General features: G+C 68.1%; 19 protein-coding genes. 11 read left to right on the top strand and 8 right to left on the bottom strand.

The features are described from left to right. Window positions 1-70: 70 nt before the first annotated feature. Window positions 71-205: a DUF7128 family protein gene (locus RJT68_RS11360; RefSeq protein WP_407036672.1), complete on the top strand. Its 135-nt coding sequence runs from the start codon at window positions 71-73 to the stop codon at window positions 203-205. A gap of 58 nt (window positions 206-263) precedes the next feature. Here RJT68_RS11360 and RJT68_RS11355 read toward each other — a convergent pair whose 3' ends face one another. Together RJT68_RS11355 and RJT68_RS11350 are read right to left on the bottom strand one after the other, a co-directional pair. Continuing rightward, window positions 264-506, bottom strand: coding sequence for a DUF7508 domain-containing protein (locus tag RJT68_RS11355; RefSeq protein WP_407036671.1), 243 nt, complete (start codon window positions 504-506; stop codon window positions 264-266). Between the two features lie 7 nt (window positions 507-513). After that, entirely contained in the window at window positions 514-1,044 is a 531-nt protein-coding gene (locus tag RJT68_RS11350; protein WP_407036670.1) for a DUF5796 family protein, read from the bottom strand. 214 nt (window positions 1,045-1,258) lie between these two features. Between RJT68_RS11350 and RJT68_RS11345 the strand changes: the two genes are divergently transcribed. Next, window positions 1,259-1,486: a DUF5795 family protein gene (locus RJT68_RS11345; protein ID WP_407040362.1), complete on the top strand. Its 228-nt coding sequence runs from the start codon at window positions 1,259-1,261 to the stop codon at window positions 1,484-1,486. A gap of 6 nt (window positions 1,487-1,492) precedes the next feature. Here the strand turns inward: RJT68_RS11345 and RJT68_RS11340 are convergent, their stop codons facing one another. From RJT68_RS11340 to RJT68_RS11330, 3 genes are all read right to left on the bottom strand, one after another. Then, window positions 1,493-1,738, bottom strand: a complete 246-nt coding sequence (locus tag RJT68_RS11340; protein WP_407036669.1) for a hypothetical protein — start codon at window positions 1,736-1,738, stop codon at window positions 1,493-1,495. 57 nt (window positions 1,739-1,795) lie between these two features. Then, entirely contained in the window at window positions 1,796-2,665 is an 870-nt protein-coding gene (locus tag RJT68_RS11335) for a UbiA family prenyltransferase (RefSeq protein ID WP_407036668.1), read from the bottom strand. A 363-nt stretch (window positions 2,666-3,028) separates the two neighbouring features. Next, the gene (locus RJT68_RS11330) at window positions 3,029-3,667 is read right to left on the bottom strand and encodes a ferredoxin--NADP reductase (protein WP_407036667.1); all 639 of its coding nucleotides are present in this window, start codon (window positions 3,665-3,667) and stop codon (window positions 3,029-3,031) included. Window positions 3,668-3,821: 154 nt separating this feature from the next. Between RJT68_RS11330 and RJT68_RS11325 the strand changes: the two genes are divergently transcribed. Together RJT68_RS11325 and RJT68_RS11320 are read left to right on the top strand one after the other, a co-directional pair. Further along, window positions 3,822-5,579 (top strand): 2-oxoacid:acceptor oxidoreductase subunit alpha, encoded by a 1,758-nt coding sequence (locus RJT68_RS11325; RefSeq protein WP_407036666.1) that lies wholly within the window; start codon window positions 3,822-3,824, stop codon window positions 5,577-5,579. After that, entirely contained in the window at window positions 5,576-6,442 is an 867-nt protein-coding gene (locus RJT68_RS11320; RefSeq protein WP_407036665.1) for a 2-oxoacid:ferredoxin oxidoreductase subunit beta, read from the top strand. Before RJT68_RS11325 ends, RJT68_RS11320 begins: the two co-directional genes overlap by 4 nt. A 153-nt stretch (window positions 6,443-6,595) precedes the next feature. On the opposite strand, the gene RJT68_RS11315 is transcribed toward RJT68_RS11320, so the two are convergent. Together RJT68_RS11315 and RJT68_RS11310 are read right to left on the bottom strand one after the other, a co-directional pair. Then, entirely contained in the window at window positions 6,596-6,895 is a 300-nt protein-coding gene (locus RJT68_RS11315; protein WP_407036664.1) for a hypothetical protein, read from the bottom strand. A gap of 15 nt (window positions 6,896-6,910) precedes the next feature. Then, entirely contained in the window at window positions 6,911-7,447 is a 537-nt protein-coding gene (locus RJT68_RS11310) for a DoxX family protein (RefSeq protein ID WP_407036663.1), read from the bottom strand. Window positions 7,448-7,469: 22 nt separating this feature from the next. On the opposite strand from RJT68_RS11310, the gene RJT68_RS11305 reads away from it, so the two are divergent. Both RJT68_RS11305 and RJT68_RS11300 read left to right on the top strand, forming a co-directional pair. Continuing rightward, complete coding sequence (locus RJT68_RS11305) at window positions 7,470-7,700, top strand: hypothetical protein (RefSeq protein ID WP_407036662.1); 231 nt, start codon at window positions 7,470-7,472, stop codon at window positions 7,698-7,700. 133 nt (window positions 7,701-7,833) lie between these two features. Continuing rightward, the gene (locus tag RJT68_RS11300; protein ID WP_407036661.1) at window positions 7,834-8,307 is read left to right on the top strand and encodes a helix-turn-helix domain-containing protein; all 474 of its coding nucleotides are present in this window, start codon (window positions 7,834-7,836) and stop codon (window positions 8,305-8,307) included. Between the two features lie 302 nt (window positions 8,308-8,609). On the opposite strand, the gene RJT68_RS11295 is transcribed toward RJT68_RS11300, so the two are convergent. Then, window positions 8,610-9,233: a helix-turn-helix domain-containing protein gene (locus RJT68_RS11295; RefSeq protein ID WP_407036660.1), complete on the bottom strand. Its 624-nt coding sequence runs from the start codon at window positions 9,231-9,233 to the stop codon at window positions 8,610-8,612. 166 nt (window positions 9,234-9,399) lie between these two features. On the opposite strand from RJT68_RS11295, the gene RJT68_RS11290 reads away from it, so the two are divergent. From RJT68_RS11290 to RJT68_RS11270, 5 genes are all read left to right on the top strand, one after another. Continuing rightward, window positions 9,400-10,452 carry an iron-sulfur cluster assembly protein gene (locus RJT68_RS11290; protein ID WP_407036659.1) on the top strand — a complete coding sequence of 351 codons (1,053 nt, stop codon included), beginning with the start codon at window positions 9,400-9,402 and terminating at the stop codon, window positions 10,450-10,452. 145 nt (window positions 10,453-10,597) lie between these two features. Beyond that, window positions 10,598-11,374 carry an electron transfer flavoprotein subunit beta/FixA family protein gene (locus RJT68_RS11285; RefSeq protein ID WP_407036658.1) on the top strand — a complete coding sequence of 259 codons (777 nt, stop codon included), beginning with the start codon at window positions 10,598-10,600 and terminating at the stop codon, window positions 11,372-11,374. Continuing rightward, window positions 11,371-12,396, top strand: a complete 1,026-nt coding sequence (locus RJT68_RS11280; RefSeq protein WP_407036657.1) for an electron transfer flavoprotein subunit alpha/FixB family protein — start codon at window positions 11,371-11,373, stop codon at window positions 12,394-12,396. The genes RJT68_RS11285 and RJT68_RS11280 overlap by 4 nt, the downstream gene beginning before the upstream one ends. Further along, the gene (locus RJT68_RS11275; RefSeq protein WP_407036656.1) at window positions 12,393-13,748 is read left to right on the top strand and encodes an FAD-dependent oxidoreductase; all 1,356 of its coding nucleotides are present in this window, start codon (window positions 12,393-12,395) and stop codon (window positions 13,746-13,748) included. Before RJT68_RS11280 ends, RJT68_RS11275 begins: the two co-directional genes overlap by 4 nt. Window position 13,749: 1 nt before the next feature. Next, window positions 13,750-14,061 carry a ferredoxin family protein gene (locus RJT68_RS11270; RefSeq protein WP_407036655.1) on the top strand — a complete coding sequence of 104 codons (312 nt, stop codon included), beginning with the start codon at window positions 13,750-13,752 and terminating at the stop codon, window positions 14,059-14,061. Window positions 14,062-14,084 lie beyond the last annotated feature (23 nt).

The raw sequence follows: 14,084 nt of genomic DNA, 5'->3' as shown, positions 1-14,084 counted from the left end.
GTAACGTAACCGCTCTCGACCCGTCGGATTCGGAGAAACGACTTTGCGTCGGGACGGCCAACTCTCACGCATGGTCGCCCGGACCCAGCGCGACGACGCCACCTGGTACGAGTGCGAAACCTGCGGCATGCTGTTCGACACGAAGGAGGAGGCCGTCCAGCACGAGGAGCACTGCGACGACGAGGAGCCGACGTACATCCAGTGAGCGGGCGGAACCGACCGCCGTCGGCTCGATCGAACGGCGGCGTCGGACGCCGCCGCGCTCAGAGCCGTTCGCGGTGCTCGTCGGCGAGTTCGTCGGCGCGCTCGAGCGTGTGCGTCTCCGTCCACCGAACCCGGTCGGCGTCGCCGTAGGCGAGCGCCGTCTTCAGTTCGTCGCGCAGGACGCCGGAGTCGACGGCGAGCACCGTTCCGTCCGCGTCGCCGAGTTCGTACGCGCCCGGTCGGTCGGGTGCGCGGGCGACCGTCGCCCTATCGAGGTCGCGCCAGGGTTTTCGAAGGGGCACCTCGTCGTCACCCCGCGGGCTGCCCGCCCTCGTTCGACCCCGTCGTATCGTCCGACGCCCCTCGTTCTCCGTCGTCGTCCCCGCCATCGCCGTCCCCGCCGTCGCCGTCGCTCGATTTCTCGACCAGTTCGTAGGCGTGTTCGCTCAGTTCGTCCTCGGCGAAGACGAACACTCGACCGTCGACGGCCGAGGGGTCGGCCTCGACGCGGATCGAGTAAGCTTCCGTCGACACCGTCACCCCCGGGAATAGTTCCTCCTCGTCGGTCCGCTCGAGCATCACCCGGCCGACGCCCGTCGACTCGAGGATCTCGTCGTGGGTGTTCCGGTCGTTGACGTAGGTCATGACGCCCTCGACGCCGTCGGGATCGGTCACCAGAACGTGGACTTCCTTCCCCGGGGGCGTTTTGATCGACCCCTCGACGGGGTTCGGCGGGCCGTGGTAGAACGTCTCCCGCCCGTCGAGGTAGCGGACGACGATCCCGCCCTCGACGAGGTCGACCTCGAGGGTGCTGGGCGCGACGTTGCTGCGCGTGCTCATGGTCGGGACGACGGTGGCGACGTGCAAAAGGCGTGCGTTCGAGGGCGAGGAGTACGGTCGAGCGCTCGAGCCGGGTAGCCGATCGGTCGTCAATCGCGACCCCGACCACAACCTCAACCCCGACCACGATACGGACACCGATCACGACCCCAACCCTGACCACTCCCGCGGCGTGCACGAAGTCCTTTTGCCGTCGCACGTGTACGTGGAGGACGTGTCCGAAAATCGCGTCGTCCAGGGCCGGATGGTCACGGCGGACTCGCTCGCGCGGTTGATCGAGGGGGAGCCGGTGATGGAGACCGACTCGATCGAGGAGGCAGACCGTCGGTGTCCCGAGTGCGGCGAGAGCGTCCTCGAGGTCGGCTACATGCCGTCGGTGACGGAGTTCGTCACCGGGTGGAAGTGCCAGGAGTGCGACTGGCGGGACGCCGACCGGGAGTGAACGGAGTCAGGACGAGGGAGGCGGCGACCCGTCGCCCCTCGACCGGTACGTGACGATCAATTGTCCGGCCGACTCGTCGTCGACGGCGTCTCGAAGCGCCTCGAACTCCTCGAGCATCTCGTCGGTTCCGTCGTCCGAATCCTTCGAGAAGTCCTCCTCGCGAAACCGATTGTAGAGTTCGTCGAGCGCGCGCGAGGCCGACCGGGCGTCGCCCCTCGAGTCGATCTCGAACGTGGCCGTGCGTTCTGTCATACGGTGTGTCGCGGGGTGGTCGAAAAACGCGTTGCGCTTGCGGATTCCGACTGGGCGTCACGCCAGCGCGTCCATCGAAAGCGCGGCGACGGCGAGGACGAGGTGTTCCCCGTCGACGACGAACCCGTAGTAGAGCGGGCCGAGGTCCGGCCGCGCCGCGGGGATGTACAGGCCGACGTAGAGGTTCGTGACGAGGAGGACGAGGAATCGCCGGGGGAGAAACCCGCCGACGACGGCGCCGACGACGCACGCGGCCACGGCGACGTTCGCGACCTGGGAGGCGATCCGAGTCGAGCGAGGCCCGAAGCGGACCGGAACCGTCGAGATCCCCTCGGCGGCGTCGCCCTCGATGTCCTTGATGTCGAAGATCACCGCGGCGATCGTGATCATCGCGCCGACGTAGGCGGCCACCCCGAGCACCTCGGGCGTCCGGAGCGCGTCGTAGTAAACGCCGACCCCGAGCGGGATCGCCGCCCACGCCAGGCCCACGAGGAGGTTCTTCAGGAGGAAGACTCGCTTGAGCCCCGCCGTCGAGTACAGGACGGCGACGGCGAGCGGCAAACACATGTATTGCGCGCGCGGAACGTCCAGCGCGACGGCGATTCCGACGGCCGCCAGGTAGAGGGCGACCCCCAGCGCCAGCCAGAATCGGCCGTACCGCCGGGTGAACGCCGCCCGATCGGGAACGCTGCGCTCGTCCTCCTCCAGATCGGTGACGCGGTTGAGGCCGTAGACGAACATCGTGACCGAGAAGACGATGAAGAAGGGAATCGGCTCGAGCGGCAGGGCCGCGAGGACGGCCGTGGTGGCGACGACGCTCGAGGCCGACGCCGAGATGAAGACGTTGCTGTGGACCAGCGCCCGCAGGGTGGCCTTCACCGACGGCGTCACGCCCCCGTCGTGCAGGAAGTCGGTCCGACCGCTCACGACCGGCGGTCTTCCCTCCAGCGCGCGGCGGACGGTCGGATCGGGCGGCGACCGCCGTCACGCCCCCCGACGCGCCGCCCCGTTCCGTCGATTCGCGGACTCATTGGTGCGACCGATTCAGTTCGGTGTGACCACTTGTCGGTCGACCCGTGTAAACGTGTCTCTGTGGCGGTGCATGTCGCGGTTGTCAACGACGGCGTCGCTCGAGCGGTCGGCGCGTTTCGAACTGACGGACCCGATACGAAAACGAACACGGTTCACGGGCGCATTCGAGCGTTCGCCGACCGATCTCCGATTCGCTCGGAATCGGCGGCAAATCGACCGGATTACCCGAAGTTCTGGGCCAGCGGCGACTCGGCCGGATCACCCGAAGTTCTCGATCAGCGCCTCGTCGGGGTCTCCGCCGGCGTCCTCGATGGCGTCGGCGACGAACGTGACGAAGTCGCTGAAACCGAAGACGTAGACGCGACCGGCCTCGAGGTGCTCCTCGACCGCGCCCCTGAGCGCCTCGTTCCGATCGCCGTCCAGGACCTCGACGGTGGCGCCGTCGCGCTCGAGGGCCTCGAGTCGCTCGAGGTGGGCGTGGTCGTCGTCCTGGTAAACGACGACCGCATCGCGGTCGTTCGCGCGAGCGGCTTCCGCGATGGCGACGGCGGGGCCGACGCCCGGGCCGCCCGCGACGGCCACGACGTCACCGTCCCCCTCGTAGCTGATCCGACCGAACGGTCCATCGATGCGTACCGCGTCACCGGGTTCGCGGTCGGCGAGCCACGGAGATAGGTCCCCGTCGGGGTCGATCCCGACGGTGATCTCGAACGTCTCGTCGACCGTCGGCGACGACAGCGTGTAGTGGCGCGCGAGTTCCTCGTCGTCCGGGACCGCCCGAAGCAGGACGAACTGTCCCGGGAGCGCGTCGAACCCCTCGGGGGCGGTCAACTCGAGCGCGACGGTGCCGCCGCCGACGTCGCGAACGGCCTGGACGGTGACTTCGATGTCCTCCATACGAACCCCTTCGATACCTGATCGAAAAGGCGTTCCGTTCCGATCGGCGACCGCCGACCCGCTCGCCGTCGTCGTATCAGCGGACGAGACCGTCGTGTCGCGGATCGGTGTTTCCGAAGCCTTTTCATTTACTGGGGGTAAGGTTCGTCATAACATGGTTGAGGACCTTAACTGGGCGATCGGAGGCGAGGCCGGCGACGGTATCGACTCCACCGGCAAGATCTTCGCTCAGGCCCTTTCCAGAGCAGGACGGCACGTATTCACGTCGAAGGACTTCGCATCCCGAATCCGTGGGGGCTACACCGCCTACAAGATCCGGACGTCCGTCGATCAGGTCCAGAGCGTCGTCGACAGGCTCGACATCCTCGTCGCGCTCACCCAGCGAACCATCGACGAGAACCTGAACGAACTCCACGACGGCAGCGCCATCATCTACGACGGCGAGCGCTCCTGGGAGGCCGAGATCCCCGACGAGATGACGGCGGTCGACGTCCCGCTGAAGTCCCTGGCCGAGGAGGCCGGCGGCGCGATCATGCGCAACGTCGTCGCCCTCGGCGCCGCCTGCGAGATCACCGGCTTCGACGTCGAGTACCTGGACGAGGCCCTCGAGAAGCGTTTCGGCGGCAAGGGCTCGAAGATCGTCGAGAACAACAAGGAGGCCGCGCGCCTCGGCCAGGAGTACGTTCGGGAGAACTACGACCTCGACCACCTGGGGTACAACCTCGAGACGACGGACGCCGACTACGTCCTGCTGAACGGAAACGAGGCGATCGGCATGGGTGCGATCGCCGCCGGCTGTCGGTTCTACGCCGGATACCCGATCACGCCGGCGACGTCCATCATGGAGTACCTGACGGGCCGCATCGAGGAGTTCGGCGGCCACGTCGTGCAGGCGGAGGACGAACTCTCGGCGATCAACATGTCCCTCGGCGCCGCTCGCGCGGGAGCGCGCTCGATGACGGCGACCTCCGGGGCCGGAATCGACCTCATGACCGAGACGTTCGGCCTGGTCGCGACCAGCGAGACGCCGCTGGTCATCACGGACGTCCAGCGCTCCGGACCCTCGACCGGGATGCCGACGAAGCAGGAACAGGGCGACCTGAACATGGCGCTGTACGGCGGGCACGGCGAGGTGCCGCGGTTCGTCGTCGCGCCGACGTCGATCGCCGAGTGCTTCTGGAAGACGATCGAAGCGTTCAACCTCGCCGAGAAGTACCAGACGCCGGTGTTCCTCGTCTCCGACCTCGCGATGTCCGTGACCGAGCAGACGTTCCCGCCGGAGACGTTCGACATGGAACGGGTCGAGATCGACCGCGGCAACCTCGTCGACGAGGACGAAGTCGAGGAGTGGCTCGACGAGCAGGGCCACTTCCGCGCCCACGCCGCCACCGACGACGGCATCAGCCCGCGCGCGATCCCCGGCACGACCGACGCCGCCCACATGAGCACGGGCCTCGAGCACGACGAACTCGGCCGACGAACCGAAGACCAGGACGAGCGCGTCCAGCAGGTCGACAAGCGCTACCGTAAGGTCGAGACCGCGAAGGAGCGGGAGAACTGGGAGTACCGAGAGTTCGGCGACCCCGACGCCGACAACCTCGTCATCTCGTGGGGCTCGAACGAGGGGGCGCTCGTCGAGGCGCTCGAGTACCTCGAGGACGACGGGATCGACGTCCGCGTGATCTCGGTGCCGTACATCTTCCCGCGACCCGACCTCGCCGCCGACATCGAGGGGGCCGACGAGGTGATCGTCGTCGAGTGTAACGCGACGGGTCAGTTCGCCGATCTCATCGAACACGACGTCCTTACCCGCGTCAAGCGCGTGAACAAGTACACCGGCGTCCGCTTCAAGGCGGACGAACTCGCAGAACAGATCACCGAACGACTCGCGGAGGAGGTGCCCGCACAATGAGCTCCGACGTCCGATTCACCGACTTCAAATCCGACAAGCAACCCACGTGGTGTCCCGGCTGCGGCGACTTCGGGACGATGAACGGCATGATGAAAGCCCTGGCCAACACCGGCAACGACCCCGACAACACGTTCGTCGTCGCCGGGATCGGCTGTTCCGGCAAGATCGGGACCTACATGCACAGCTACGCGCTGCACGGCGTCCACGGTCGCGCGCTTCCGGTCGGCACCGGCGTCAAGATGGCCCGCCCGGACATCGAAGTGATGGTCGCCGGCGGCGACGGCGACGGCTACTCGATCGGCGCCGGCCACTTCGTCCACGCCGTCCGCCGGAACGTCGACATGACCTACGTGGTCATGGACAACCGCATCTACGGCCTGACGAAGGGCCAGGCCTCGCCGACCTCGCGCTCGGACTTCGAGACGAGCACGACCCCAGAGGGACCGAAACAGCCCCCGGTCAACCCGCTCGCGCTCGCGCTCGCCTCGGGCGCCTCGTTCATCGCCCAGTCGTTCGCGAGCGACGCGCTCCGACACACCGAAATCGTCGAGGCGGCCATCGAGCACGACGGCTTCGGCTTCGTCAACGTCTTCAGCCCCTGCGTCACGTTCAACGACGTCGACACCTACGACTACTTCCGCGACAACCTGGTCGACCTCCAGGAGGACGAGGGCCACGATCCGAACGACTACGAGGCCGCCAAGGAGGTCATCCTCGACGAGGAGAAGGAGTACCAGGGCGTCATCTACCAGAACGAGAACTCGGTGCCGTACCACGAACAACACGGCGTCACCGAGAACATGTCCGAGATCCCCGACGGCGCTCCCGAGAACGCGATGGACCTCGTCCGGGAGTTCTACTGAGCCGGGCCCCCTCCGTTGCGGATTTTCGCGTCGCTCAACACGTTCGAGAACAATCCGTCGGGTCGCTCGAGAGGGGTCCGTCGTCGCGTCGGCGTCGCGAAAATGGGCTCGTTCGGAGTGGGTCGCCGCGCATTCGGCTCGCGACCACGGCCGTCAGTCGGCCGGGTGCGGCCGCCGCGCATCGTCGACGTCGACCGACGGCGTCCGGGTCAGCTTGTAGATCGCGAACAGCAGCCAGATCAGCAGGCCGAGCGCGATGACGTACGCCCGCAGATCGGGCGAGACGAGCGGTTCGGCGACGATCGCTCCGTCCTCCTCGACGGGGAGCGCCGGAGCGCCGGCGAGCGTGTTCAGGAGCCCGAGGACGACGGTCCCGAGCAGGACCAGGCCGCCCCCGAGCAGCATGGCGATGCGGTCGGCGGTCGGGGTTTCGGTGTTTGTTGTCGTGGACATGTGTCTCACCTCGCGTTATCCGAGCAGGTAGCGCAGCCAGGGTCGGTTCTTCACGGCCTCGGTTCGCTCGAGATAGGCGTCGACGCCCCAGACGCGACCGGCCGCGAAGACGATCACCGTCAGGAACATGATCAGCCCGAGCAGGTCGCCGTTGACGAAGCCGTTGGTCCAGTCGGCGTTCCCGAAGTAGAAGAAGAACATCAGGATTGCGCCGTTGGCCGCGGCCAGGCGGGTCAGACAACCCAGGATGAGCCCGAGCCCGATGAGGAACTGTCCCCACGGTACCATGATGTTCGGAATCATCGGCGCGTTCGCCGCGAACCAGGACATGATCGGGTACGTGATCGCGCCCTCCGCTCCCATGATCCAGCCGGTGGCGTCGAAGCCGAACGCGCCGTTCTCGATGATCTTCCCGAGTCCGGCGTGGAGGAGCCAGTAGCCGGTAATCACGCGGAGAAACACCAGCCAATAACTGGCCCAGGCCCCGTTGAGGCCGTACGATACGTCCCGTCCGAACAGACGGGCGTCGAGTTCCAACGATTTCGTGGACATCTGTCTCACCTCACACGTGCAGATGGGAACGGCTGTGAGAACCGACTACTGCTCCATAATACAGGCATTCATAAGGGGTCCCGAGACAGCGCCGCTCGCACCCCTCGGGATTCGGTCCGTATCGGCCGTCCGGATCCTCGGCCCGGTCGAACCACGTGGAAGGCCCGACGTCGGATCGAGCGAACCCGTACTTGAACGGCTGTATTATGTAGCACGAGGCGGATCCGGTGTGGGGGTGTATCAATTCACATGACGCGTGCGCGTTCACCAGCCGACGAACGATCGATTGTCCGCACCATACGCGGGCCGGTCACGAAGGAACCGGACGCCGTCCGCGGACCGTCGAATCGAGCCGCGGTCGGTGGGCTCGTCGGAGGGCGGTGGCGATGACGGGCATCGAGGTGGGTCCCGGCGGCGAACCCGGCTCGAACGCCGACGCCGCGGACGGCGCCGGTGGCGTCGACGGCGAGCGTGCGTCCGGCGACGATGAGTTCGATCGGATCGAGGTGTCCATGGTCGTCTCGGAGATCGAATCGATCCGGGAGGTGCTCGAGTGCCTCGACGGGGTCGACGCGACGGTCCGACCGGAGACGCTGTCGGTCGAGGCGCCGACGCGGTCGGCGATCGAACTCGACGTTCGACGGATCACGCCCAAGCAGTGGGAGGCCCTCCGGCTGGCGTTCGACCGGGGGTACTACGCCCGGCCGCGTGAGGTTGGCCTCGAGCAAATCGCCGAGGAGCTGTCGATTTCGAAGTCGGCAGTCTCCCAGCGGTTGCGGGCGGCGGAGGCCACGCTCGTCGCGTCGGTGTTCGAGGCCGTCCGGCCGTCGGCCGTGGACGGCGGAAACGACGACGAGTGATCGGGGGCGCCGTTCTTCGTTTTCTACTTCGTGATCGGCGGGTGCACGGGCGCGCGAGAAGACGATCGGCGGGTGCACGTGCGCGCCAAAAGACGTCTGCACTGAGCCGAGCGCTGGTCGATCCCCGCGCCGTACGTTCACCCGCCCGAGTTCGAGTCACCGGCCGGCTACCGATCGTCGGGCCCGAGCGACCGTCCTGACGGAACCATCCGTGGGAGCTCTCCCCTATTTTCCTCGCTGCACACGTGGAGCGGCCGTCGGCCCGCTCGAACCGATCGTACCGCTCGCTGACCGAAGGGCGACTAGACCGTCAACGACCGAACGAGCGTCTCCTCCACGGCCGTGAGCCGCTGGGAGACCGCCGACTTGGACACCTCGAGGCGCTCCGCGAGGTCGTCGAGGGTCGCCCGCCGCGGTCGATCGTAGTAGCCCATCTCGACGGCGAGTTCGACCGCCTCCCGCTGCTTGGCCGTGATGGCGCTGGCGTCGACCTCGAGGACGTCGTCGGCGTCGGTCCCGAGCGGCGAGATGCGACGGAGCGAGACGGTGGCGCCGGTCGACTTGAGCGTCGTCACGATATCGGTCAGCAGAGAGCGGTCCTCGACGACGAGCGAGAACACCAGCGAGCCGGCTCGAACCTCCTCGATGTCGAACACGCAGTCGAACCGCCGGAGCGTGGTACAGACGCACGAGGAGTTCACCTTCCGGGAAACGTACACCGGTCGGTACTCGCCGTCACCGTCCCGGACGGTCGCCTCCCCGTGGCACGTGCTGGTTTCCGAGAGCGACTGGGTGACCGCCGCGGCGTCGGGCGTCTCCGACGCGAGCACGCAGTTCGCGCTCGGAGCGGGCTCGACCTCGAGGATCGCTCGAAGTGGTGCCGTCTGCGGGCTCGTGTCGGGCGACGGAACTGATTCGGCGGCCATACTACCCCGTTCGCGCGGACGTTCGTTATAAGTGTACACTCGTTCCTACGACGCGGGGACGAGGTTGACCGGTCAATCGGCGTTATCGAGCGACGGGAATCGAATGTCCCCTTTTCGATCGTTCTCGTCCAACGAGCGGATACGAGTGCGGCCGGGGTGTGCATCCATGAGCACGAGTGAACTACTGCTCGAGCGGTTCAGAACCGTCGACGATCCGGCCTTCGACGAGGACGTCGTCTCCCTGGGGTTGGTCGCCGACGTCGCCGTCCGGGACGGGGTCGCGGCCGTGTCGCTCGCGTTCAACGCGCCGCTATCTCCGGCCGAGGTCGAGATGTGCGACGAGATACGCGCGTGCTGCCGCGGCGTCGGCCTCGAGCCGATCCTGTTCGCGGCGGACGACCGCCGGTCGCCCGCCTTTTCGACGGTCAAGAACGCGGTCGCGGTGGGATCGATCGACGGGAGCGTCGATCCGTCGTTCGTCGGCGCCGCGCTGCTCGAGGGGTTCGGCGGGATCGGCGCCGCCGTCGGCGCGCTGATCGTCGAGGCCAGCGCGGGGCGTGGGACCTGGCTCGAGTCGGTCGATCCGATCGTCCTCGGCGGCGAACCCGCCGCTCCCCAGCGTCGCTTCGACGTCCCCGCCGCCCGTCTCGACGTTCACCTCCCCGACGGGGACCCTCCGCCGGCGGTGGACGACGTCTTCCGGGCGCTGCTGGCGTACGCGAGAGACGGCGTCGAGTGGGGGCCGCTCGATTACCTCGTCGTCGTCCTCCCGCCCGGCGATTCGGCGACCGACGCGACGCTCGAGGAACTCCCCGTCGACGGACTCGTGCTCGCCAGTCGCGCGTCGACGCCCGGTCGGGCGATCGATCGCGAGATCCGCGCTCGGCTGCGTCGCGGCGACCCCCTCCTCGGCGTCGTCGAGACCGGAAACGGCGTTCGCCGTCCGAACTGCGGCGAGGTCGGCGGACGGCGAGCGCCGCCCGAGGCACTCGATGACGTCCCGATTCTAGCCTCTCTCCCCGTCGACGATTGGCTGGCGGGTGACGGCGAACCGTCGGCGTTCGATCCGACCGATCGACCCGGCGAGCGACTCCGGGCCCTCGCCAGATCGGTTGCAGATCGCCTCGGGGCGAAACACCGCGCGTCGGTCGCCGAGCTCGACGGTGACCGATCGGTCCCGTTCGAGCCACCCGACTCGTCGGCCGCCTCGCCGCGATAACGGCTCCCGGCCTCGACTCGAGCGTCCCACGTCCCACCTGCACCCGTCGACGGTGGCACGTGGACGTGTGCAGGCCCCTCCCACACCGCGGGAACGAACTGACTCACTGAGACTCGGGTGGCGCGTAGAACCACCTGGTGGTTACATGACATGGACGATCGTCGTCGGGGTGAAACAGGTACCCGACGCTGACGAAGTCGGCATCGACCCCGACACGGGGCGACTCGATCGAGCGAGCGCCCCGGCGGTACTGAATCCGCCCGACCGCGACGCGCTCGAGGCGGCCCTGTCGATCCGCGACGAGGTCGGCGGCGAGGTGTTCGCGATCACGATGGGACCGCCCAACGCCACGAGCGTCCTCGAGGAGGCGGTGGCCGTGGGATGTGACGACGCCTACCTGATCTCCGATCGGGCGTTCGCGGGCAGCGACACGTGGCCAACCAGCCTCACGCTCGCGCGCGCCGCGGAGGAACTCGAGGCCGACGTCGTGGTCTGCGGCGAGGAGACGACCGATTCGTCCACGGGGCAGGTCCCGCCGGGGGTCGCCGCCCACGAGGGCTGGGCGCAACTGACCTACGTCGAGGATCTCGAACCGGTACCCGAGGAGAACTGCCTGGTTGCGACGCGCGACGTCGAGGGCGGCCACGAGCGGGTCGCGGCCGACCTTCCGGTGGTCGTCGCCGTCGCCTACGGCGAGTTCGAGCCGCGGCCCGCCGGGTTGCACCGGAAGATCTACGCCGAGAACGACTTCGAGCCGACGACGTGGTCCGCCGAGGACCTCGGCATCGAGGACGAGGTCGGCCTCGACGTCTCGCCGACGTCCGTCGGCGGGATGGAGACCGTCCAACCGGTCGAGCGCAGGGGCGAGGTCGTCGACGCGGTCGAGGACCTCCTCGAGCCGTTGACGGAGGTGGACGCATGAGCGAATCAGACATCGACGTAGAGGAGTACGAGGACGTCTGGGTGTTCGTCGAGGAGCACGCCGGGGACGTGATGCCCGTCTCCTGGGAACTGCTCGAGGAGGCGAAGAATCTGACGGAGAAGACCGGCGAGGACCTCGTCGCGCTCGTCATCGGGGAGGACGTCGACGACGTGGCCGAGCGGGCGCTCGCCCGGGGAGCCGACCGGGTGCTCGTCGCTGACGACCCGGTGTTCGAACCGTACCGCGCGGACCCCTACGGGGAGCAGTTCCGCCACGTGGTCGAAGCGCGCAAACCCTCGATCGTCCTGATCGGCGGCACCCACACCGGTCGGGACTTCGCCGGTCGAGTGGCGGTCCCGGCCCACGCCGGGCTGACGGCGGACGTCACCGAGATCGACGTCGACGAGGACGGCCTGCTCCAGGCCCGCCGACCGGCGTTCGGCGGGGACGTGCTGGCGACGATCGTCTGTGAGGAACACCGCCCGCAGATGGCGACGATTCGTCCGGGCGTCTTCGAGGCGGCCGAACCCGATCCCGACGCCGCCTCCGGCGAGGTCGTCGCAGTCGAGGTCGTCGTCGACGAGGAGGGCACCGTCAGCGAGGTTCTCGAACGCGAGGTCGGCGACGCCGTCGATATCTCCGAGGCCGACCGCATCGTCGCGGTCGGCCGCGGCGTCGAGGGAGACCTCGAGCCCGCGCTGGCGCTCGCCGAGGCCCTCGACGCCGAACTGGCGGCCAGCCGCGCCGCGGTCGACGAGGGCTGGGCCGACGGGGCCCGACAGGTCGGCCAGACCGGCAAGACCGTCAGGCCCGACCTCTACGTCGCCGTCGGTATCAGCGGCGCGATCCAGCACGTCGAGGGCATGAACGACAGCGGGACGGTCGTCGCGATCAACGACGATCCGAACGCGCCGATCTTCGAGCACGCCGACTACGGGGTCGTGGGCGACCTCTTCGAGGTCTGTCCGGCACTCGTCGAACTGCTCGAGGAACGCGATCCCCAGGAGGTGGTACACCAATGAGCACATCAACCGACGCGGGGACGAGCGAGCGACCGAACTACGACGACGAGTTCGACGGGATCGTCGTCGGCGCGGGCCTCGCCGGGAGCGCCGCGGCGCTGACGATGGCGGATCGCGGTCTCGACGTCCTGCTGATCGAACGCGGCGCGAAGCCGGGGTCGAAGAACGTCTTCGGCGGCGTCTGCTACACGCCGACGATCCGCGAACTGATCGACATCGAGGAAGCCCCCCTCGAGCGCTACGTCGCCGAGAAGCGCTACTCGATGCTGAGCCACGACGACGAGACCGCCGTCTCGCTGCGCCCGGGCGAGTGGCTCCGGGAGCCCCACAACGACTCCTACACGGTGCTTCGGGGGACGTTCGACGAGTGGTTCGCAGAGCGTGCCGTCGAGGAAGGGGCGACGCTGATTACGGAAACGACCGTTACTGGTCTCCTGAACGAGCGCGGGAGCGTCGTCGGCGTCGAGACCGATCGGCCGGACGGGGCGATCCGCGCCCCGTACGTCGTCCTCGCGGAGGGCGGTAACTCCCTCGTCAGCGAGGGCGCCGGGCTCAAACCGACCGAGACCCGCGAGAACGTCGCCGTCGCGGCCAAGGAGGTCCTCGAGTTCCCCGGGCGCGACGGCGTCATCGAGGACCGCTTCCGGCTGTTCGACGACGCCGGCGCCGCCTACAACTACTTCGGCGAGGGGGCCGTCGGCGACGCCTTCGGCGGCGGGTTCATCTACACGAACTCGGACACGATCAGCGTCGGCGTCGCCTACCGGATCGAGGACGCGGCGGCGCACGGACAGTCCCCCGAGGAGACGCTGAACGCCTTCAAGACGCACCCGGCGGTCGCGCCCCTCGTCCGCGACGCGCGAACCGTCGAGTACAGCGCGAAGACCATCCCGGAAGGCGGCGCCGAGAGCGTCCCCGAACTCGTGCACGACGGCGCCGTCATCGTCGGCGACGCCGCCGGCCTCGTGCTCAACAACGGCGTCCACCTCGAGGGGACGAACATGGCCGTCGAAAGCGGCTACCACGCCGGGGACGCGATTGTCCGCGCGAGCGAAGACGGGCGGACGAGCGCGGCGGCGCTCCGATCCTACCCCGAGGCGCTCGAGGAGTCGTTCGTGGTCCGAAACCTCGAGCGCTACGCCTGGCTGCAGGAGGCCGTCGAGGACGACCGCGAACTCCTCTTCGAGGATCTCCCCCGCGCGTTCGCCGACGCCGGAACGACTTACTTCCGGATGGACAGGGAGGCGAAGGACGAACACGGCGAGCGCGCGAAACGCGCGATCCTCGACGCCCTCGGCGGGTGGCGCGGCGCCGCGAAACTCGCGCTTCGATACCGCAAGGTGGTGACCTGAGATGAGCACGCACCCCCGAACCCCGACGGTCGAGAACGAACCCCTCGAGGACAGGCTGTACACCGTCAAGTACGACGACCCGGGCGAGTCCCACCTCGACGTGAAGGTACCCGACGTCTGCGCGCAGTGCGAGACCGACGACTGCGTCGAGGTGTGCCCGGCGAACGTCTGGCGGGAGGGCGACGACGGCGTCCCCCACATCGCCTACGAGAACTGCCTCGAGTGCTCGAGCTGCAGGTTCGCCTGCACCTACGACAACGTGGTGTGGACGTACCCGGAGACCGGTGCCGGCGTGACCTACAAGTACGGGTGACCGTCCGGCTCCGTCGACTTGAC

It is taken from the genome of Halovalidus salilacus, from assembly GCF_031852275.1.
GTDB lineage: Archaea > Halobacteriota > Halobacteria > Halobacteriales > Natrialbaceae > Halovalidus > Halovalidus salilacus.
This window is presented reverse-complemented; position numbering and strand designations above follow the sequence as displayed.